Below are 21,196 nucleotides of genomic sequence, written 5' to 3' on the forward strand. Positions count from 1 at the left end.
AACAGCCATTCACACGGTCAAACGTAAATTCACACTTAATCCTAACGGGCAAAAACTAAAAAACTGGTTGTTCATGCTGGCAGGCGGATTCATGATATTGAGAGAGCTGTGCAAGGCGCTTGGATTCTAGTTGATTGAAAATTCTGGAAGTATTGACGTGGAGTATATTCCGTACTTGCATGAAGTCGATTCTTGAAGAAGTTTCATTGTGAGGTAAATGGGTGTAATTGAGTGTAGCGGTGAAGAGTTAAAGCGTTAGCGTAAATAAAAAAACAATTCCCATGAAGTTGTCAATGTGCGGGTTTCAGACGCAAAAAATGATACATATATCAGAAAAATGATATATACCCACGAAAATTCTTGCATCCTTACCCCTATAGTAGTGGTATTTGTCCGCTTGCGTAAGGGTGATTATTATATCAAAAGAGGGGTAAATTCTATTATTTTCAAATTTCGCCTACCAGAGGTTAAGAGCCTTTTGCAGGAAAGCGCTCCCTTTCCTGCTGGACAACAGCAGCTTCACATACAGCAGCAGATTAAAAATCGTAACCTTGCTTTGGATGGATTGACGGCAATATTGCAGGGCCAGCTTGCGGTCATGGCGGTTCAAATAGCCCAAGGTATAATACTTGCTTGCGATTCCAATATCGATATACGACAGCTGCCTCGATTTGTGGCTTATGGAGTCTGACTGCGCAACAAGCTCTCGAATATGCTCACGCACCTTGATCGATTTGAAGCTGAGTCCTTCGATTTTGGAATATATCTCCTCATGAAGATGGATCGTGTCGGGGTCCAGCAGCCAGCGGTCGCAAAAAAAGTAGAGGCTGTCGGGCGATTCCTGATAGACGGAATGGGGTTTGGTCTGAAGTGCGATGCGGTAATTGTCAAAGAAACGGAGCAGAAAGGTAGTGTCCTCGCCTAAATGAAATTGCTCATTGATCAGCCCGACTTCATCCAGCAGCTTCCGCCGGAACATCATCGTATTGAGCTGAAAAAAATTGCGGGTATGCGACAGGAAGGCTTCAAAAAGCCCTTTCTCAAAAATGATGACCTCCCCTTCATTCTGTGTTTCAAAAGTATTCCTCATCTTGTTCAGCAGACCGCGCTCCACTTCATTGTCGAAGGTATATGACGCTACATCTCCGTGCCGCTCCACCCAAAGTGCAAAGGTGACATCGGCCTGGGCCTGGGCATGAGCGTCCATACTGTCGCTAAGGTGGCAGGGGAACCATTCGTCATCAGAATCGAGAAATGCCAAAAACTCGCCCTTCGCCGCCAGCATTCCTGTATTGCGCGCCCCGCCCGGCCCTTTGGCACGCTCGTTGCGCACGTAGCGGATTCTTGCATCCCTCGCCGTCCACTCCCGTATAACGGCTTCAGTCTCATCTGTGCTGCGGTCATCCACGACGATAAGCTCCCAGTTCGCGTAAGGCTGCCGCATGATGGACTCGATGGCGCCCGAGATAATCTTCGCCCTGTTGTAGGTAGGCATCACGATACTTACGAGCTGTTCCACTTCACTCATATTACTCACTCCATTCTTTCATAAAAGACGCTGTTGAATCATCGTCAGTGTAAATGGGACAAGAACTAGACGTCAAGTCCAGTTCTTATAAATTTTAGTTAATATGCACAAAAAAGGAGCGGGCGAACGTGCAATTCGCCTGCTCCTTTTATCATTTTACACCTATACCTGACAGCTACGCCTACACGTCATACTCCAGCTGCTTCTTCGCTTGGGCGATGAAGTCAAGCGGAGTCGGAATGCTCTCGCGTTCATATTGGATTGCGCCAATCTTCAGATTGAGCGATACCTTATATTTCTCCGACTCTGACTCATTAAGCTCGTTCACGCGTTGCTTCAGCCGATCGATTACAATCTGCGCGCCTGGACGATCCGTGAACAGCAGCATGCCCCACGTCGGATGCTCCCGGTTCAGCATATACAACGCATCGTTGGTTCGAATGCTGGTCTGGCTCAGCCTCGACATGTCCTGAATGGCATCAGTCAGCTGGCTTTCGCTAATCATTCGTTTGATCTCATCCCAATACTTCACCTGAATGACCAGGAGCGTAAGCGGAATTTCGTAACGTACGGACAATGCCATAAAGATTGTCGCGTCATTCTTAAAGGACAGTGTGTTCTTCAGACTGGTGTTGGCATCAACTGTTGCCAGGGAGGAGTTGTTTCTAAGCAGCTCCTCATTCTCAGCCTGCAGCCGCTTGCTGGACAAGGTCAGCATCCAGGTCACCATCGTAAAAATTGGCGTCATTATAAGCCAGAAATAATTTTGCGGGCCGATCAGTCCGCCGACTATTACAGTCTGATATAGCGTAAAGGTGCCGTATCCGAATATAAACAAAATATTCAAAATCAACCCGGTCGTCACCGTAGTAAAGTACGTAATGATCGCTATCATGAAAGCCACATTCAAGAAAATAACATTTTGCAAATACAAATCGGGGTCCCGGGCTGTAAATACTACCGCAACAAAGCAGGCTGCGAACAACAGCATAAACGCTGCGTCCGAGACCATGCTGCTCTGGAATCGCCTCATTCCGCATTCCCCCGTTTCTTTCTATACTTCCGAATCATCAGAATCAAGGAGACCAGAACGAATACCAACACCAGCACCAAAATAACCATAAAGCTCAGCACATCGGAGCGGTCCATGATATCGCTAATGACAGATGGCGACTCAGGTGCTGCCGCTTCCTTGAAGCGGAACGGACGCACGGTACCATCCTTATCCGTCAATACACCATCTCCATACACCTTCCACAGAAGCCCTTCCGAAGCAACCAGCTGCGAAGCCAAATAATAAAACTCCGGACTGTAGCCCGTAACAGCCAGCATTCCGTTCCGGTCGTCATACGGCGAATTGATCAGCTGCAATGCGCCAACCCGCTTGCCATAGTCGATGTCGATGCTCATCTTCTCGTTGGAATGGAATCCTTTGCTGTTCGGGTCGAACTGGAAGAATAGCGAGTCGTTATTGGATTGGATAACACGGTTATTCTCATAGCTGCCGATAGCAATGATTTGTTTGCCGGACAGCTCATTCTCACCGGCATCATCGCTGTAGAATCCAATATCCCCTGTATTGGTCTGGGCGAATTGACCTAACAGATTGAACACATTCGCAAGCGATTGGTACAGATAAGCGTCTCTGTCCTTCGGAAGCACGACCGCTACCTGGTTGTAGCTGCCGTCTCTCACGAACGGATAAGGATAATTGTCGAGCAACAAATCTGCACGGTCTCTCGTATGCAATTGCAGCATGGATTCCTTGTCCACGTAAGCCCATGGCATTTGATCCTGCTCCTCAATACAGCCAGGGTTCGTCATTTCCAGATCAAAGGCGACTTTCACGGAAAAGTTGCCGGATATGTTCAGGTTTTTCGGAACCTGCAGTGCCAAATGGTCGCGGTCCGCCATCTCCGCAGACAGTTTCTTGCTGCCAATTGGCGTATCGTTGATATAGACCGTTACCATCGAGCGGTCAAAGTCCAGATTTTTGGCGTAACGGAAATCCAGGCTAAGCTTGCTGGCATCCGCAATCGAGCGGTTGCCAGGCATGGAGACAAAATAAACTTGCTCCCTATGGCGCGCGCCAGTGAGCTTGTCGCCATTCTCGGTCAGCTTGATGTTTTTGCTAATCTCGACTGCCGGAGTTTCAACCTCCGTAGCGGCATCCACCAGCTTGGCCGGACGATCCAACTGCTGAAGCAACGATTGATTGGCTGCCAGTCTTCCTGCCCGAACGAGCAATTCCGCATCGTCTGACGTAATTACAAGAGCTGACGTATTCCCAAGCTGCACAACCTGCAGCAGGGCTTTGCCTTGCATGCTCTCCCGTGTAATCAGCTTCTTAATGTCATCTGGGAGATGATCATACATCGCCACAACTACAATTGCGCTTTTGCTCTTTACGCTCGCCGTGCCAATTTCCAATACCGGAATTACATTTTGCTTAAGCGGATTTGCTTTTGCGAGCCCAGACAGAGTGTACATTGCGGCTTCCAGCTCCGCAGCTTCGCTGTTTGTCGGCACAACAATCGCATTTTTGCCGTCATTGACCGTATCCAGCCCCTTAAAGTGAACGTTAAAATCGCGAATAGTCCCTTCCATTGGCTTCGTTTTATACTGAATCGCAATTCTGGAGCTGTCGAACAGCTGCAGCCAGCTGTTCTTCGAATCTGTAGCCCAGCAGACAAGCTCAGAGCCAGGTTTCACTGTCTGAATATTGCCTTGTACCGATAACAGATTCGAACCTTCGAGCAGAGACTCCAGCGGCACATTAACCGTCAACGTCTGCTTCTCCTGATCATTCACTTCCGGCCGGAATGAATGGAACGGCTTGCCGTTTATTAGCAGCGTCACGCTGGACCACTCGTCCTGCGTCAGCGGCGTCGCCTTGTAATCCAAATAAAGATCAACCGATTCTACATTCCAATAGGACTCCAGCTGAAAGTATTGCTGGCTCGTCGCAAAGCCGCCCATCATTGAGGCATTCGCAAGGCTGCTGCCGTAAGTCTTTGTTGCATCCGCGTTAGCGCCTGCTGTTGCGGATTGCTCGGCCGAAGCTGGCGCAATCATGGCAAGGAACAACTGCAACGCTATAAGTGCTGTGAGCAATAATCGTTTTTTCACCTTTTTCCCTCCGCATTAGAAACGTTCCGTCTTATACCACTTGGCCTCGCGTTTGAAGATGAGGTCCTTAATGTATTGATACAGACCATAAGCCGCCACAACCATCCACATCTGACAGTAAGATATGTACATGAGCATGATGATCCACACATTGGACAGTCGCATCTCACCCTTCTCCGTCACGAGGGTGATGAATGTGCCGATAATAAATAAAATAATAGCCAGCAGCCACAAGAAGGAGCTGAAGCTCGCAATTGTGGTTGTTACATAACCAAGCGCATGCAGGATAAGCAGCGTATCGGACATGATCAGCGAGGTTAGAAGCAAAAAGTAGATCGATAGAAAGTACAAAATGTCAAAATGAATGTTGCGGGCGGATTTATCGAATAGCAGCGGGATATTTTTGATAATGACGTATATATTGCCCTTTGCCCAGCGCGTCCGCTGCTTGAACCAGACTTTGACGGTCTGCGGCTCCTGTTCCCAAGTGACTGACTTGGGCTGGAATTTGATTCTGTAGCCCATCATGTAGATACGGAAGCTGATCTCTGTGTCCTCCGCGATCGCCTTAACGTCCCAGCCGCCGATCCGCTCAATAATTTCGCGGCGCATAATAAAGTTCGTGCCGGGAATCGTGCAAAGCTTGAACAGCTTCCATCGCCCTGCTTGCGCCATCCATTGAAAGGACAGCGTCTCTACGTTAATGAACCGCGTGAGCAGGCTGGCGTTACGATTGCGCGTCCTGAACTTTCCGATGACCGCGCCGAGCGTCTTGTCGTTCATAATCTCCGAGACGAGATACAATAGCGCCTTCCGCTCCGGCGTATTGTCGGCATCATAGATAGCGATAAGCTCGCCCTTGCTTTGTGCGAACCCGATGTTGAGCGCGTTGGACTTGCCCTTGCCGCCCGTTACCGCATCCGTATTAATAATGTTCAGATTGCGCCCCGGATGCATCGCCTGCAGCTCGCCCAGCAGCTCCCGGCTGTTGTCCGACGAATTGTCGTTGATGACGATGATCTCATACCGGTCATGCGGATAATCCAGATTCAACAAGGATTCCACCGTCTTGACGATAACCTTCCCTTCATTATGGGCCGGCACCATGATAGAGACGAACGGCGCTTCGCCCTTCAGCTCTGGCACCGGCTTGTCTTCAAGCTCCATATAATACAGATAACCTGCAATAATCAGTACGACATTAACCAGCAAGAGCGACCAAATACAAATAACCGATATGAGCATCAGGATGTCGGCAAGTGTCATAGGCGCCTCCTTATCTCGTACTTCCGTTTGTACATCCGGTAACCGATAATGAGGAAGCATCCAAAGATGAATAGCGAGAGCAGAATGAGTACGATTAAAATTTTATTTTGCATAGTGAACAGCGTCTCGAAGCTCTTCTCGCCTTTGGAGATATACTCGTAATCCGAGCTGATCAGCCGGTCTGCCGCATTTAGCGTGACGGCTTGTCCGTTCAAATACAGGATTCCGCCTTGCGAGGCAATTTCGTATTTTTCGGTCTTAACCTCATGGCCCGTATTTTTATAATCTCCAAATGATGTCCATTCCTCTACCAACCGGTCAATGGTCGCCTCCAGCTTCTCCTCATCGGACGGGAAGTCCAGCACAAGCGCCGTATCCATCGGCAAAGGCTCCAGATACAGCTCCTTGCGCTGCAGCTGCTCGATTTGGCTCATCTCAACCGTATACAGCGATGACGCAAACGCCTTCGTCGTATCCACTTTCGCCATATGCTTGACCTCTCCGTTAGGGAACAACACGCTGGAATCGAACGCGCCCATCCCTTTTGTAATGTAATGCTGATCATACACCCAGTACATCTCCGCACCGACGCCTAGCGGCGCCACGCCGTAATCCGCAAGCACATTAATGAATTCCGCCATTTGCAAATCCAGTGTCGTCATATCCTGACTGATCGTTGCAGAAACATTCGGAGCCTGGACGACAACGCTGCCGTTGCGCGATTGAACATGCTTCAAGGCTTCCAAATACCGTTTCATAGCGGGATAATCGGTGTTGCTGAATACCGGCCTCACGCTGACAATAAACGGTATGCCCGCATCATAAAGCGAATCTGCCATTCGCACGAGCGCCTGCAAATCCGAGAAGGGATAGATTTCGGTAAACAGTACGTATAATTGCGTCTCCTTCTCGAACTTCAGCCAATCCTTCAACAAGTAGCCAAGCGCCAGCTCGCTTAGATTGCCCTTCTCATAATAAGGAATATAAGCGGTTGAGCCGTTCCGGACGCCATACGGATATGTATCCTGCCTGCCATCCATGGCGATCGTTCCGTAGCTTTCTCCGTTATAAGACGTAATAAAACGGCCTCCGCTTACTTTGATAGACGACTCCGCAAGCTGTCCGATAGACAGTGATATCGTCTCCTGCGTTCGTTTCTCTTCCAGCAACCGCAGCTCTGCCCGCATAGGCCCCGGCAGATTAGCGCCAATATGCAGATAAGCTCCTTCATAATGGGATAAATCCTGCAAGAAGCTCCCGCCGTCTGTCATCAGATCTTCCCTATTCCGCACGCCGATCACATAATCGTAGGAAGAAATCGAGCCCGAGACATATTGATCAAAGGATTGCACCGTGACGCTTGCTCCGAATGCCGCCGCCATACGCTTCAACGCCTCGATATTGCCTTCCTTCCCGCTCCCTAGCGCCAAGCTGTCGTAGACTAGAAGCACTTGCGACGTCTGCTTCTCGTCTGATGCGGCAGCGGCTACACCGGGCACCGCCAGCATCAGGCCTATCAGGAGCATCATAAGCCGAACACTAATGGAACTTCGCCAGTCCGGCTGAGCAAACGGAATGGTCAGCTCTCGCAGTCTGTGCCTTCTATTCATATTGAAACCTCCTTTCCTTGACCATCCCTTAGGCCGCTGCCTCGTCCTGATTCCCCCACAGCCGCTTTCCGATCAGATCTGCCACCAGCAAGAAAGTGACCAGATCAAAAGTTGCGGTAAAATGGAAGAGATGCTTCGCGAGGTCGGCATCGCCGGCCCCTATGATCGATACGAGCACGCCTGACAAGCCCATCAGCATCAGCATCAGCACAAGTCCCAGCCTCAGCTGCTGTCTAGCATTGCGCGCCTTGACGGCCTGCACAAACGTAGGCATATAGAAACCGATCACAACCGCCATCCATATCACGACAAAACCAAAGGTTTTAGGAGCGAGTGCATCCTTCATCAAGCTATACCCCGAGAAGAAGGTAGTATGCTCGCCAAACTCGCGTCCTTCGGACTTCTCGAAGTTGCCCATCGCCGGAGGTCGTATCGTAAAGCCGTTGCGGGCAGCCATATTCAACATTTTGACCGCCTGATCGGGATGGGTGATGTAATGCGTCAGAATGGAGCCGAAGCCGTACTTGCTGTAGAAGTTGTCCTCCAGAAGCTGTGAATCTACATCTACCGTCGTATACGGGAGATAGTGAATGGTACCATTCAGCACAGCATACTGACGGTCGATGCCAAAGCCCTTAAGCGTAGCCTCAGGATCCTCGGAGTAAAGGAGAACGCCTCTTGTCATGGCATGGTACTTGTTGATGTTGACGAACTCCTTCGGAATAAGCACATAAGTGCCGACCCCAACCGCGAACAAACTGATAAGTGCCGTCCACGTAATCAGGCGGAATTTCTTCTCCTTGCGGATAAAGACCAGCACTACGCCAAGTACGGCAACAATCAAGCCGACTGGCGCATTCTGCTGCTTGCTCGTCGTCAGGATAAGCGCGCTAATGACGAAGATCGCCAGCAGCACGTAATCGTTGTATCGTTTGCGCCAGAGCAATAGTCCCGACGCAAATACAAGCAATGTCATAATCCACACGATGCTCTCGCCGAAGAAGGAGTTAAAATACGCAGTGTAGCCGGTATCCGCGAATAAAAAAATCGCCAGTGCCGCAATTATAAATCCACGCTTGCGCGGCAGCTTCCATGTCAACGCTTCAACAAGCAAATAGACAGCTCCAACATACAGCAGCAAGTAAATAGCTGCCTGAAACCGGATATCGAACCACAGATTGCTGTAAAACCACTGATTAACAGCAATCGCCATACGAATGAATAAAGATTGCGAAGAGAAAAGGGACGCGCTGTTTTCATTAAAATATTGAAAAATGCCGTATTCCTTCACGAAATAACCCAAATACTGCTGATCGTAATCCGGAGCGCTGAAGTACAAGCCGTTGCTATATATGATTCGGAAGTAGTCTCCATTATCTGCCATGCCGATAAACGGCGGGACGAACAATGCAAGAATCGTAATGATCAGTACTCCCAATGCCGCCACAACAGCTGGCGTTCCGAATCGCAACAAATTACGGCTGACCGTACGGACGAACATCGCTTTCCAGCCTTCTTTCTATTAATAAGTGTAGGCAAGCAAGGCCATCAGATTGTCAAATGAATAAGCTGCCTCTGTCACGGTATCGCCGTAAGCTTCGTAGAACGGATGGCCCGCGTCCTGCACCATGAATTCATTCATTCTCTGCAAGCTCTCATCATACAGCTCTGGGTCGCCGATCTCCGCGCCTATCATAGCCGTAATGGCATATATCGCCGTAGAGCGCACATCGCTCGCCGGCTTGCCGTCTCTTGTATACTGGCCGTATAGCTTGCCTTCTGCTACACGTTCCTTAATGAACTGAATGCTTGTCTCTTTCTGGCGGCTTGTCTCAGCCAAATGCAGGATGGTAAGCAGCGATTCCACCGTATTGATCTGCTCCGACTTATAGCTGTCTGATTTATACTCGTACCTGGTTTCGTAAAAGGGGAATGCATCGGATATATAACCATGTTGAATGGTATCGGTCATCTCGGAAACCAGCTGCGACTTCTGTTCCTCTGGAAGCTCCATGAGTTGCAGCGACTTCAGATCGATATAACATAACGTGACAAATTCATTCCTTGTGCGGTAGGCTTCATCGTAAAAGTCATACATTTGGCCATTATGCACATTATAAGAATAAAAACGGCTGCCGTAAGAGTGCGCCTCCTTCCGGTAATCGCCTGTACCAAATGCCGCCTCCGCTTCATACAGCGCTCGAATAAGACGCAGATCGTCTACAGCTGCATTGAGCGTATATCTTTTTTGATGAATGGGGCTATACCGATAGCTGAAGCCGGAATCGAGATTAAACGTAGCTTTCGCTTGTTCCCAGGTACGGTCGAAGGCATCCTTCTGTCCCGTTCGCGCATAATAACGGAGCAGCAGTCCGGCCGACTCGCTCAGCACTTCATGTCCGGTCGCAGCGAGCTCCGACTGCCCGGTATCCTTCCAGTTCGTATATACGCCGTAATCGCCAGACAACTGATTAACAATGAAATTGTGCAGTGCTTGCGCCTCCTTCTTCCATTCATCAGACTGATCGATTATGACATCAATGGGAGGGCTGACCGTATTGCGTTGTCCTGCCGCACATGCGTTCAACACCAAAAGCAAGACTGCGGCAGCCAATATCCATCCATACCGAATATGCATGTAAAGCCATTCTCCTTACTTCTTACGCCACATTGGATTAACCGGAAAGCTTATTAAATGCTGAAATCTAAATATCACATTTTGATATACAATCTATCAATATTTCCTAGTTAAATTGAACTAGAATCCATCATACTATAGCTCTAAACAAATGTCGAATAATTGACAGTTATTATACAATATATCCAATTTTGTCGATGGAATTAAACGGTTTTGCTAGTTTTGCTGTTTTCCGATCTTTAATAGAGTGAAGCAATTTCACTTTTGATCGCATGCGCCTTGTGATACGATAAAGTCACTTTAAAAAAAGTGCATACTTCCAAAGTTTTAAATAAGTAGGTGTTCATCATGTGGAAGCCCGATCGCGAAGGCGCGATTCCTCTCTACCGCCAAATAGCCGATCATCTTCAGGAGATGATCGTTCACGGCGAATATCCTCCCGGCAGTCCGCTGCCGTCCGAGAGGAAGCTGGCGGAGCTGTACGGTGTCAACAGAAGCACTGTCGTGCTTGCTTATGCCGAGCTTCGTTCGCTTGGACTTGTAGAAAGCAGGCCCGGCAGCAAGACTCAGGTAAGCTCCAGCTGGACCCAAGCTGATAGCCGAACGCCGGAGTGGCATAGGTACGCCGAGAATGGCGGCTTTCTTCCGAACTTGCCGTTTCTGCGCCGAATCCGGGATGCGCTGGCTCTGGACGGGACAATTATTGACTTTGCCAGCGGCAAGCTCTCCACCGATCTGTCGCCCATACGGGAAATCAATGACATTATGCATGGCTGCTCTTATCATCCGGATAACGGCTCAGACGTCAGCCAGGGCTTCCCTCCTCTTCGTGAGGCGCTCGCTGATTTTCTGGAGCGTTATCGCGGAATTCGGACGACGGCGTCCTCTATTCTGATTACGAGCGGATCGCAGCAATCGCTGTATCTGATCTCCCAATGCCTGCTGTCGCCCGGAGACGCTATAGCTGTAGAGACGCCTTCATTTACCCGTTCGCTATCGATGTTCCAGTCCGCCGGGCTGCGAATCTATCCGCTCCCAATGGACGAGAATGGCGTAAGGCCTGAAGGCATACGCAAGCTGTACAGCCGATACCGCATCAAGATGCTGTTCGTCAATCCTAACTTCCAGAATCCGACGGGAACGCTTCTGCAAGCCGATCGAAGGAAGCTGCTGCTGGATACGGCCAGCGAGCTTGGACTGCCCATTGTAGAGGATGATCCCCTTAGCCTGACTGCGTATAATACGGACTACCCGCCACCCATTAAAGCAGAAGATGCATCGTCCAGTACACTATATATCGGCTCCTTCTCCAAAATCGCTGCAGCGGGACTGCGAATTGGCTGGATTGTCGCTCCCAAGTCCGTCATCGCGCGTCTCGCAGATGCCAGAAGGCAGATGGATATGGGCTTTAGCGTTATTCCTCAGCAGATTGCTGCCGCTTTTATCGAGTCTCCGCTTTTTCAGCCGCATATGGAGCGGCTTCGCGGTCAACTGCAGCTAAAGCTCGACACGCTGGTTGAGGCGCTGCATCGGCATATGGGCGGGCTCGTGCAATTTTCGGTGCCGCAAGGGGGCATGCATCTCTGGTGCAAGGTAGTGCCGGAGATTCATGACGGCAAATTTCTGGATGAGGCGTTAAAGCGCGGCGTCGCCTTTGTACCGGGCAGCTTGTACGGAGCCGAATCAGGCTATATGCGGCTAACCTATGCAAGACCGCAAGTCGGGCAGATTGAGGAAGGAGTCATAAAGCTGGCTGAAGCCCTTCGGGCTGTCGTGGAGTAACATTTCGGGGCTGCCAATCCCGCCAAATAAGAAAATTTCGAATGTAGCGGTGCTGCGCAACGTTAGACGCTCGGATTCACCTAATGTGGATACCCAATACTGGTCCTGAAAAAGGGCAGTTCCAAGTCGTTAGCGATCTGAAGCTGCCCTTTATTATGTTGAAATGTGTCCAGCAAGCTGATTCAGTAGCAGAGCATTCCGTTATTTCCCTTTACGTACAAGCAGAATATACAGAAAATACGGCGCTCCGATCAGGGCTGTAATAATGCCTGCCGGAATTTCGAGCGGTGGATGCACGATACGTCCCAGCATATCGGCCGTCGCAACAAGCACCGCACCTAGCATGGCAGCAACCGGCACGGCATATCTGCTGTCGGAGCCGACCAGCAGCCGGGCCAGCGGCGGCACGACCAGTCCGACAAAACCGATCGTCCCCGCTATGGCAACGGAGCTTGCGGCCAGCCCCACCGCAACGGCGAGCAGCCCAAGCCGGGCAAGCTGGATGCGCATGCCGAGCCCTTTGACCGTATCCTCATCAAGCTGCAGCGTGTTCAGAAGCCGGTAGCACATCAACGTAAGAATCACCCCCACAGCCGTCCATGGCCATAGCAATTCAACATGCTGCCAGGAACGCGCATACAGGCTCCCCTTTAGCCAGACCAGAGCTTGAGAGGAAGTAAGCGCGAATTTGACAATCATAAAAGTAATTAGCGCCTGGAAGCCAGTCGATATCGCTACACCTGTCAGCGCCAGCCTCATCGGCCGGATGCCTCCGCGCTGATAGGACACCAGATAGACCAGTGCCGCAGCCAGAATAGCGCCCGCAAATGCTGCAGCAGGCAGCACTTGCGCGCCAAGCTGCGGGAATACCAGCAGCACGATAACGGCAAACAATCCGCCGCCAGCTGAGATGCCAACAATATCAGGCGCAGCGAGCGGGTTCCGGGTAATGCCTTGCAGGATAGAACCGGATGCCGCCATATTAATGCCGACCAATACAGCGATAAGCAGTCTTGGCAGCCGGTATTTCAATACAAGCCATTCGCCCGTGCGCAGCTCATCTATAATATCGGATACCGGCGTGCTCACAGCTCCAAGGCGAAGGCTGAGCAGCGCAACAATAATAAGGATTAGAGATAGAACAAGCATTGTAATCAGAAATTTGCCTTTTCTCATGACCGCCCCCCTTCCCTGCTGCGGCGCAGCAAGTAGAGGAAGAACGGTACGCCAAGAATAGCGGTTAGGATGCCAACGGGGATGTCGGCAGGATAGAACAGCCATTGCGCCGCAAAATCTGCAGCTGCCAGCAGCAGCGCACCCATCAAGGCAGACAACGGGATGACGACCCGATAGCTGACTCCGCCCAGCCGCCCCGCCATATGGGGAACGATCAGTCCGATAAATCCGATTGGACCGGCGACCGCGACTGCACTGCCCGTTAATACGATGATCAGCAGCCCTAGTATGCCGCGGATTCGCTTTACATGTACACCAAGTCCGCTTGCAATCTCTTCTCCTTGCATCAGCACGTTTAGCGTATTCGATAACAAGAAGGCGATGATTATAGCCGGAACGCCAAGCACCCATACCAGATAGTTGTCTCTCCATTCCGCTCCGGACAGCTTGCCGGCCATCCAATATAAAATTTCGGTAAGCTGGGTTTCGAACAATAAGATGATGCCCGTCGTTAATGCCCCCATAAAGGCGCTGATCGCGACCCCTGCCAATACGAGCCGGGAAGGATCGCTGCCGCTGAAGCGCGAGAAGAAGTAAATCAGCACACCGCTTGCCGCAGCTCCGCAAAGAGCAGCCGCCAGAATCACATCGGCGCTATTCACCCCGCCGAATACCATCAGCGCAATGACAGCAAAGCATGATGCTCCTTGATTAAGCCCCATAATTTCGGGATCGGCCAAAAAGTTACGGGTTACCGCCTGCAGCAGACAGCCTGCAATAGCGAGTGTCCCGCCGAGCGAGACCGCCAGCAGCAGCCGCGGCATGCGAATATGCCAGACCGTATAAGACAACAGAACATCCTGCGACTCGGCAGACGGAAATAATAGCGGCTTCCAGGCAAAGCCGTTTACTTTAAAAGTAACGGTCAGACAAGCTACTCCAACCAGCAACAGGGCCAAAATGGCAAAAAGCAGCCGCAGGGAAGCTGCTGAATGCAGTCCCCGCCGCCCTTTGTTCATAATACTCATCGATTCAATCTCCTTGCTTGCAAGCCTATTCCGCTTTCAGATGGAGAAGAAGCTCGTCCAAAATATGGTTCGCAGCGATTGGCCCGCGTCCCCGTGCCCACAGATTGCGGTCAACCTCTATAAAATGTCCGTCCTTGACTGATTTCAAATCCTGGTACAGCGGATTGGCTTTCAGCTTCTCCGTGCTGTCTCCATAGACCATGATATAATCGGGATTGATCTCATGGAGGCGCTCCAGCGTCATTTTGCTGCCTTCGCCTTTCCCTTCCAGCTTGGATATCTCCCCGTTAAAGGCATAATCTGCGCCTGCGCTGCTCAGCAGCGAACCTACAAAGGAATCCTTAATCCATACCGTAAATTCATCATCAAAGAATCCGGCTACTACGATTGATGGCTGGTTCTCGATTTGTCCTTTTACATCTTCAATCTTGGCTGTCAGATCTGCGATAACCTTATCCGCTTCCGCTTGTTTGTTCAAGATCGCCCCGATGCTCTTCACATTGTCCAGCACTTGCGTGTAGCTCACATCGTCGAATGCAACAGTAGAAGCGATGCCTTCAAGCTCAGCCTGAATCATGCTGTGGCGGTCTACGCTGGCGATGATCAAATCCGGCTTGAGCGACTGGATAACCTCCAGGTTAGGCGCTTTGCGCTCGCCTACATCCGCAACTTCGGATCCGATCGAGCCTTGCAGATACTCCGGGATTTTGGTCGTGCCGACACCCGCATTGCCAGCAGGTACAACGCCTAGGCTTGTCAGTGTGTCAATGAACGAAAAGTCCAGCGTCACCACCTTTTGCGGAACCTGCTTTCCTGCCCAAGCTCCCCATTCATGTTGGACGGCAGGCGAATTCGCAGCACCGTTATCTGTCGCGGTGCCTTGATTCGAGCCGTTACTTGCCGCACCCGTATTTTTGTCTGATCCACAAGCCGACAGCACTATACTGAACGTTAGCATAATGACCGCGAACATTTGAAACTTGCGCATGAATTGCTCCTCCTTGGCTGAACCGTTAATGATTATTATTCTCAGTTACCGATTGTAATCGAAGGATTGCGCTTTGACATCATCCAGTTAACATCAATCGATACCATCCAGTTGTGCCATAGCCCCACTCCCCTCATAGGGCTAGCCTTGCCAAAGAGTTATATTTTTAGTGTGCTACTACAGCTGCCCGATAAGAAACTTCCTATGTATGTAGTTTACGATACGCAAGGCATTATTTTTTGGACCCATGAAGTCAATGATCTCAGCAATCTGATAGAAATCATGAATGTTAACTCCAACGACTCTTAATGTAATATTAAAAAATGCTTGACCCGGCTTTTTCATTGTGATATATTATTTCATGTTGACACAACAACACATGCGGTCGTGGCGGAATTGGCAGACGCGCTGGATTCAGGTTCCAGTGGTAGCAATACCGTGGAGGTTCGAGTCCTCTCGACCGCACCATACCTTATTAATGAATGAGCTCTTGAGTTTCCTTCCAAGGAAATTCAAGAGCTTTTTGTTTGCAATAATTATATGTCTGAAATCACTTAGGCGGTAAAACAAAAAAGCGATGACCCCTCGGAGCAAATCCGGGCAGAGGTCATCGCCAATTTGAATTATGAAGCTGTTGCTTCATTTTTTATAACATCCGGTTGCTCCATCCGATTCCACAAAGCCCGGAATGCTCCCTCCTCCACCTGGAAAAAAACAGGCGCGCCGACATACATCACATAGTTGTCAGGGAAGAGCCACAGCTGCACTTCCGTACCGTCTTCCACCTTCAGAAATAGCATTTTCTGCTGCAACTTATTCCGCTCATAGATACCTTCCGCATTCAAGCGGTCCCTATCAAACGGCTTGGCTTCATTCAGCGCCGCAAGGAATCCGTTAAGAACCTCATCCGCCGTAACCTCTCCGTATTCCGGCTTGCTGTTGTACCAAGCGTCATAATGCTGCCATGCTGCCGACTGCACGCGGTCCTTCAGACGCAGCTTGCCCATCAAGTCCTCCCCCGACCGGACCTTAATCCCGTTCAGGCACTCATACAGCTCGGCATAAATTTCACCATTCTCCTCATGGTAAGACATGATGCGGAAGCTTGTGTCATAACCCTTCACCGCGAAAATATCCACCTCGCCAATGCTGGAAGCAAGCTCCTCATAATCCGTCCTTTTGCTCCACTCGTCAATTCCGCCCTTCGTTCGGCCCAGGCGTTCGCCGCGCAGCAGCTTGGCATCGGCAGCCGCCATTCGGGTGCTCGTCTGTGTATAGATTTGGCCTTCATAGACGACCAGTCCGACCATGTCCGCCGCTGCATTGCTTTTCTTAGGCAGCTTTATCTTAGGTATGACGACCGCATCCAATACCGGTTGTTCTTTCAGATCCAATGTATTCAAGCGCTCCGGCCCATACTGTAATACTGCCCAGACGATCAGGCATACCGCGGCTAAAGATGCGGCTCCATATGCGATAAAGCGGCGTCCTCGTTTCTTGGGAGCGATTACCGCTTGTCTAATCCGCTCTTCCATTCCTTGATCCGGCACGACCGAATTGATCGCATCCCGGTAGTCTTGCCGATCCATCATAACCCCTCTCCTTCCAAATCCAGCTTAAGCCGCTGCCTGCCCCGGTTCAGCCTCATCTTCGCAGCCGACTCGCTAATATGCAGAATACCGGCAATCTCCTTCACGCTGTATTCCTCGTAATAATAGAGATGAATGACCGTCCTATAGCGAAAAGGCAATGCCAGCACCAGCTCCATAAGCGGCTGCGCCGCGCAAATGCTGCTCGCTTCCGGCACTTCGGCCCCTTTGACCACGCGTCTAAACCAAGAGCTGCGCCGCATATTCCGGCAATGGTTCGTCACCACCCGAATCAGCCAAGCTTTCTCATGCTCGTCATCCTGGAACGCAGGCGCGTTATATAGCAGCTTCATAAACGCTTCTTGCATCGCTTCCTCCGCATCATGGGGATGGCCGAGATGGACCATCGCCAACTTGTACAGCATGATGCCATGCTTTTTGTAGCTTTCTGCAAAATCCGCGCCCGGCCGGAGCGAGTTGCTATGCATAGTAGAGCCCCCTTTCCCTAAACACAACTATAGACGCCAATTGGTCACATTCCGGTTCAAAAAAAGTTAAAAAGCATATAAAAAAGCTTTCCCCCGCAACAACCGTTGCGGCAGAAAGCTTGAAGTTCTTCCATTCTAATCAAACAGATCGCCGAATACGTCAAGCACCGTCTTTTTCTTCTTGTACGGTCTGCCGTATTTGTCGTAGCCATAATGGCCTTGATTCTTCCCGTAGCCCGCCTGCGGATAACCTTGGTTATGAGGCTGCTGGCCGGAGCCGTATCCGCCTTGCGGCGGCTGTCCATAACCGCCTGCGCCTTGCTGGCCGTAGCCAGGCGCAGGCTGGGTCGGCTGCTGGCCATAAGAGCCGGGCTGCTGCTGAGCAGGATTGCCCCCTGCGGGATCCTCATACATGTGCTGCTCCATCCGCTCATAATCCTGGCGAACCTCGCGAACGCCTTGCATCAGCTTCTCCAGCTCACCGCGATCAAGCCATACGCCCTTGCAATCCGGGCAGACGTCGATCAGAACGTCATCCTTTACGACTTCTCTCATGCGCACATCTTCGCATACTGGACACTTCATACGATCACTCCTGTTTTTGATCTACAAAGCTTTATACGGACGGCGGAGACATGCGTTCCTCCGAAATCGGAATATACCGGTAGGACCTGCTCAGCTTGACGACACGGCGGCTGCGCTTGCGTACCAGAACGGCGGTCTCGTCCCATGCGACAACAATCCCCAGCACGTCATTGGCCTCGATCTCGTCCCGCACGACTCTTACGGTCTCACCGGATTGCCGATATGCATCCAATTGCTCCTCTGACACCATAGACGAACTTGTCCTCCTTCTCATGCTGCTAACCTAGTGCATACTTGCAGTTCCCATTATACTAAAAAAAACCTCGACATTCACATCATGCGAATCATCGAGGTTTATTATGCTTCTTGCTTATGCTTATCCGACATGCTCGCGGTTCGTCTCGTACCATTCATCGAGCACGCGTGAAGACATCACACGCTTGCCGATGTAATCCGCTTGCTTCTCGGTGAATTGCTCCTGCCAGCCGACAGACAGCTCTTCACAAAGCTTCACGATCGTAAGCAGCTCTGACCATGCAACATAACGTTTGTACCAGAAAAACTGCGGATGCTCAATCATATAAGGATACAGATCATCAAATTCCGTATGCTTGCAGTCCAAGGCTCTCTCGAAATGCGTCTTGGCATCGGTCAGTTTCGACTGTAGAAATTCAGCAGACATATTCCCCATCACTTGTGCCTCCCCTCGATCACTTACCTTTTATTATAAGCGAAAATATTCTTCGCGAAAAGAGTTAGGCCGCTGGTACATCTTACTCAAATTTGATTTCCCCGTTATCCAGCGAAGCGATCTTCACAAGCGACTCTACGCGAATGCCTTGCTCTCTCAGCGTTCTGGCGCCCGCCTGGAACGACTTCTCCACCACGATGCCCATGCCGATAAGCGTTGCCCCGGAGCGCTCGATAATCTTAATCAGTCCGCGCGCAGCGTCTCCATTCGCAATAATGTCGTCGATAAACAGCAGCCGGTCGTCGCTCGACAGGAATTGCTTCGATACCATAATGTCCGTAACCATGCCCTTTGTAAAAGAAGGCACGCGCTCCATATAGACGTCGGGGTCCGCAATCAGCGTCTTCTTCCGTCTTGCGAACACAAGCGGTACGCCCAGTACGTAAGCAGCGGCGAATGCAGCCGGAATGCCCGATGACTCTACTGTAATGACTTTCGTAATCGACTCTTCAGCGAATCTTTTGGCGAATTCCTGTCCCATCTCCATCGTAAGCGCCGGATCAACCTGATGATTGATGATGGCATCCATCCGCAGCACATCGCTCGACAATACCGACGACTCTTCCAATATACGTTGCTTAAGCTTTTCCATTCGCAATAACCTCCGCCAAAAATCCCTTTTCGATAACGTACCACACGCAAGGCAAAATGCGCAACCTGACATGTCAAGTTTGCTGGCAAGGCGATAATTACGGCTGGGCAGGCCCCAGAATAATGAGAACCATTTAATAGAGAAAAAAAGCAACTTTCACCTAGGGAGTTACGTTTATATATACATAGAAACAAGATTCGGAGGAGCGCATATGAACCTATTTCGGAACGCTCATCACTGCCATAGATTGCTGCTGGTGCCTGCCCTGGCCTTAACGGTTGGACTTGCAGGCTGCCAAAGCCCCGTCAAGCAAGGAGAAGTCGAACCCTCGCCTAGCGATACCGTCGTCATCGACAGCCCTCAGAAGTCGTATGACCAGAATAATGGCGCAACGGCGCCACCCCCTTCGCATATCCCGGACCGCGAGACTTCGACCGAGACATCTTCTGTAAACAAGACAAGCCCCGGCACTGCCGGCAAGCCCGATCAATGGAGCCTCGACAACCCGCGGCTGAAGGGAGTTGCGATCGGCGACAGCAATGAAGTCATTCATACCTTCTTCGGCCAAGCCGAGGACAGCTACCGCCTTGAAGAATCTAGCGGCTCGATCCAGGTGCTCGAGTATGACGGCTTCTCCATCGGATTGGATGAAAGGGGCTGCGTGCATTTTGTCGAAGTATTCGGCACGGATGCGCTGGCAGGCTTAAGCGGACTGCGGATTGGCGACGATCCGGAGAAAGCGCTGAAGGAGCTTGGCAAGCCCGATACCCGCTCCGACTATCTCTTCATCTATGACGCGGCTGGCGCTACGCTTAAGCTGGACGTCAATCCCGATCGAGACGAGATTGTAGCGATGAAGCTGATCGCCCAGAGCTGATCCCGCCGGCAGCGGATGACATCCGCATCATTTTCCAATAATTATGTCATGCCTGTCCCTCCTTGGACATACCTTCTTAATAGAGAAGGCAGTCGGATCGGAGGAAGAGTACGATGCATAAACGGACAGGCAAGGTATTGCAAATCGCTTCAACCTATATGGGTACGATAGTTGGGGCCGGTTTTGCCACCGGACAGGAAATTTTGCAGTTTTTTACGAGATTCGGATATTGGGGATCACTAACAATCGCACTTGCAACCGTCATGTTTATATGGCTTGGAACAAAGATGATGCTGATATCCAGCGAGATTCGCGCCAAGTCGTATGAGGATTTGAATAAAGCGCTGTTCGGCGATCGTTACGGTCGCCTCATTAGCCATTTCATGCTCGTCATTCTGCTTGGCGTTACCGCAGTCATGCTCGCAGGCGCAGGCACGATCTTTTATGAGCATTGGAATATCTCCTATCAAGCCGGCTTGCTTATTACCATTGCGGCCAGCTTTTTTCTATTGCGGAAAGGCATGAAGGCGATCCTGACCGTCAATGCGGTCGTTGTGCCTGTTATGCTGCTGTTCACGGTGCTGGTCATGATTGATACGTTCCGCACGCCGGGATCGGACAAGTTCATGACGCTTATTACCGATTATTCGCCTTGGGCCGCATGGGCCTCCCCTTTTCTGTATACCGCATTCAACCTCTCGCTTGCGCAAGCTGTACTCGTCCCGCTGGGCGCGGAAATCCGCGACAGGAAAACAATCGTCATCGGCTCTTGGGTCGGAGGGATCGGCATCGGCTTCATGCTGCTCGCCGGACATATCGCGCTGTCCGTCCATATGCCGGGCATTCAGCAATACGCCATACCAATGGGCGGCATTGCCAAGCAACTGGGCTACTACGTACAGTTCATTTATATTTTCCTGATTTTCGCCGAAATTTTCACCACCTTGATTGCCGACATTTATGGCTTGACGCTGCAGCTGCAGGAGCGGATGAAATGGTCCCGCGAGCTGCTCACCTTTGGCGTGCTTGTGATCTGTTATTTGGCCAGCCAGATCGGCTTCGGCCCTCTGCTCTCCACGCTGTATCCGCTGTTCGGACTCATCAGCCTGGGCTGGCTTGTACTGATGATACGCAAAAAAGTCGCCTACCGGCAAACGTAGGCGACCTCT

The 21,196-nt window shown here is 50.8% G+C and carries 18 protein-coding genes, 1 tRNA gene and 1 pseudogene; 4 read left to right on the forward strand and 16 right to left on the reverse strand.

What is annotated here, in order from left to right; genetic code table 11:
- Positions 1–457 precede the first annotated feature (457 nt).
- The 7 genes from D3P09_RS04200 to D3P09_RS04230 all read right to left on the reverse strand — a co-directional run bounded on the left by D3P09_RS04200 (position 458) and on the right by D3P09_RS04230 (position 10,171).
- A complete protein-coding gene (locus tag D3P09_RS04200) occupies positions 458–1,528 on the reverse strand; it encodes a glycosyltransferase family 2 protein (RefSeq protein ID WP_243643896.1) in 1,071 nt (356 codons plus the stop codon).
- A 181-nt stretch (positions 1,529–1,709) separates the two neighbouring features.
- On the reverse strand, positions 1,710–2,561 hold the full coding sequence (locus tag D3P09_RS04205) for a diguanylate cyclase domain-containing protein (protein ID WP_120107462.1): 852 nt from the start codon (positions 2,559–2,561) through the stop codon (positions 1,710–1,712).
- Positions 2,558–4,657: a cellulose biosynthesis cyclic di-GMP-binding regulatory protein BcsB gene (locus D3P09_RS04210; RefSeq protein ID WP_120107463.1), complete on the reverse strand. Its 2,100-nt coding sequence runs from the start codon at positions 4,655–4,657 to the stop codon at positions 2,558–2,560. Before D3P09_RS04210 ends, D3P09_RS04205 begins: the two co-directional genes overlap by 4 nt.
- Positions 4,658–4,672: 15 nt before the next feature.
- Positions 4,673–5,923, reverse strand: coding sequence for a glycosyltransferase family 2 protein (locus tag D3P09_RS04215; RefSeq protein ID WP_120107465.1), 1,251 nt, complete (start codon positions 5,921–5,923; stop codon positions 4,673–4,675).
- Complete coding sequence (locus tag D3P09_RS04220) at positions 5,920–7,533, reverse strand: hypothetical protein (RefSeq protein ID WP_120107467.1); 1,614 nt, start codon at positions 7,531–7,533, stop codon at positions 5,920–5,922. The genes D3P09_RS04215 and D3P09_RS04220 overlap by 4 nt, the downstream gene beginning before the upstream one ends.
- Before the next feature lie 28 nt (positions 7,534–7,561).
- Complete coding sequence (wsfD, locus tag D3P09_RS04225) at positions 7,562–9,034, reverse strand: glycan biosynthesis hexose transferase WsfD (protein ID WP_207892441.1); 1,473 nt, start codon at positions 9,032–9,034, stop codon at positions 7,562–7,564.
- A gap of 21 nt (positions 9,035–9,055) precedes the next feature.
- Positions 9,056–10,171 carry a hypothetical protein gene (locus tag D3P09_RS04230; protein WP_120107469.1) on the reverse strand — a complete coding sequence of 372 codons (1,116 nt, stop codon included), beginning with the start codon at positions 10,169–10,171 and terminating at the stop codon, positions 9,056–9,058.
- Between the two features lie 348 nt (positions 10,172–10,519).
- On the opposite strand from D3P09_RS04230, the gene pdxR reads away from it, so the two are divergent.
- Positions 10,520–11,953 (forward strand): MocR-like pyridoxine biosynthesis transcription factor PdxR, encoded by a 1,434-nt coding sequence (pdxR, locus tag D3P09_RS04235; protein WP_120107471.1) that lies wholly within the window; start codon positions 10,520–10,522, stop codon positions 11,951–11,953.
- Between the two features lie 201 nt (positions 11,954–12,154).
- Here the strand turns inward: pdxR and D3P09_RS04240 are convergent, their stop codons facing one another.
- From D3P09_RS04240 to D3P09_RS04250, 3 genes are read right to left on the reverse strand one after another with little or no spacing between them, the layout of a single operon-like run.
- The gene (locus tag D3P09_RS04240; RefSeq protein WP_165867306.1) at positions 12,155–13,129 is read right to left on the reverse strand and encodes a FecCD family ABC transporter permease; all 975 of its coding nucleotides are present in this window, start codon (positions 13,127–13,129) and stop codon (positions 12,155–12,157) included.
- Positions 13,126–14,157 (reverse strand): FecCD family ABC transporter permease, encoded by a 1,032-nt coding sequence (locus D3P09_RS04245; RefSeq protein WP_120107475.1) that lies wholly within the window; start codon positions 14,155–14,157, stop codon positions 13,126–13,128. The genes D3P09_RS04240 and D3P09_RS04245 overlap by 4 nt, the downstream gene beginning before the upstream one ends.
- Positions 14,158–14,182: 25 nt before the next feature.
- Positions 14,183–15,145 (reverse strand): ABC transporter substrate-binding protein, encoded by a 963-nt coding sequence (locus D3P09_RS04250; RefSeq protein WP_120107477.1) that lies wholly within the window; start codon positions 15,143–15,145, stop codon positions 14,183–14,185.
- A gap of 381 nt (positions 15,146–15,526) precedes the next feature.
- Between D3P09_RS04250 and D3P09_RS04255 the strand changes: the two genes are divergently transcribed.
- A tRNA-Leu gene (locus D3P09_RS04255) sits at positions 15,527–15,613 on the forward strand.
- A gap of 155 nt (positions 15,614–15,768) precedes the next feature.
- Here D3P09_RS04255 and D3P09_RS04260 read toward each other — a convergent pair.
- From D3P09_RS04260 to D3P09_RS04285, 6 genes and pseudogenes are all read right to left on the reverse strand, one after another.
- Positions 15,769–16,737, reverse strand: a complete 969-nt coding sequence (locus tag D3P09_RS04260; protein WP_243643897.1) for a hypothetical protein — start codon at positions 16,735–16,737, stop codon at positions 15,769–15,771.
- The gene (locus tag D3P09_RS04265) at positions 16,734–17,222 is read right to left on the reverse strand and encodes an RNA polymerase sigma factor (RefSeq protein ID WP_120107481.1); all 489 of its coding nucleotides are present in this window, start codon (positions 17,220–17,222) and stop codon (positions 16,734–16,736) included. The genes D3P09_RS04260 and D3P09_RS04265 overlap by 4 nt, the downstream gene beginning before the upstream one ends.
- A gap of 426 nt (positions 17,223–17,648) precedes the next feature.
- Positions 17,649–17,807 (reverse strand): annotated as a pseudogene (locus D3P09_RS28020) (TFIIB-type zinc ribbon-containing protein); the annotation flags it as partial.
- A 31-nt stretch (positions 17,808–17,838) separates the two neighbouring features.
- A complete protein-coding gene (locus D3P09_RS04275) occupies positions 17,839–18,057 on the reverse strand; it encodes a hypothetical protein (RefSeq protein WP_120107485.1) in 219 nt (72 codons plus the stop codon).
- Between the two features lie 126 nt (positions 18,058–18,183).
- The gene (locus tag D3P09_RS04280; RefSeq protein WP_120107487.1) at positions 18,184–18,498 is read right to left on the reverse strand and encodes a hypothetical protein; all 315 of its coding nucleotides are present in this window, start codon (positions 18,496–18,498) and stop codon (positions 18,184–18,186) included.
- 82 nt (positions 18,499–18,580) lie between these two features.
- Positions 18,581–19,150, reverse strand: coding sequence for a xanthine phosphoribosyltransferase (locus tag D3P09_RS04285; RefSeq protein WP_120107488.1), 570 nt, complete (start codon positions 19,148–19,150; stop codon positions 18,581–18,583).
- 211 nt (positions 19,151–19,361) lie between these two features.
- Here D3P09_RS04285 and D3P09_RS04290 point away from each other — a divergent pair, with 211 nt between their 5' ends.
- A complete protein-coding gene (locus D3P09_RS04290; protein WP_120107490.1) occupies positions 19,362–20,027 on the forward strand; it encodes a hypothetical protein in 666 nt (221 codons plus the stop codon).
- 113 nt (positions 20,028–20,140) lie between these two features.
- Positions 20,141–21,187, forward strand: a complete 1,047-nt coding sequence (locus D3P09_RS04295) for a YkvI family membrane protein (RefSeq protein WP_120107492.1) — start codon at positions 20,141–20,143, stop codon at positions 21,185–21,187.
- Positions 21,188–21,196 lie beyond the last annotated feature (9 nt).

This window comes from Paenibacillus pinisoli (assembly GCF_003605435.1).
GTDB lineage: Bacteria > Bacillota > Bacilli > Paenibacillales > Paenibacillaceae > Pristimantibacillus > Pristimantibacillus pinisoli.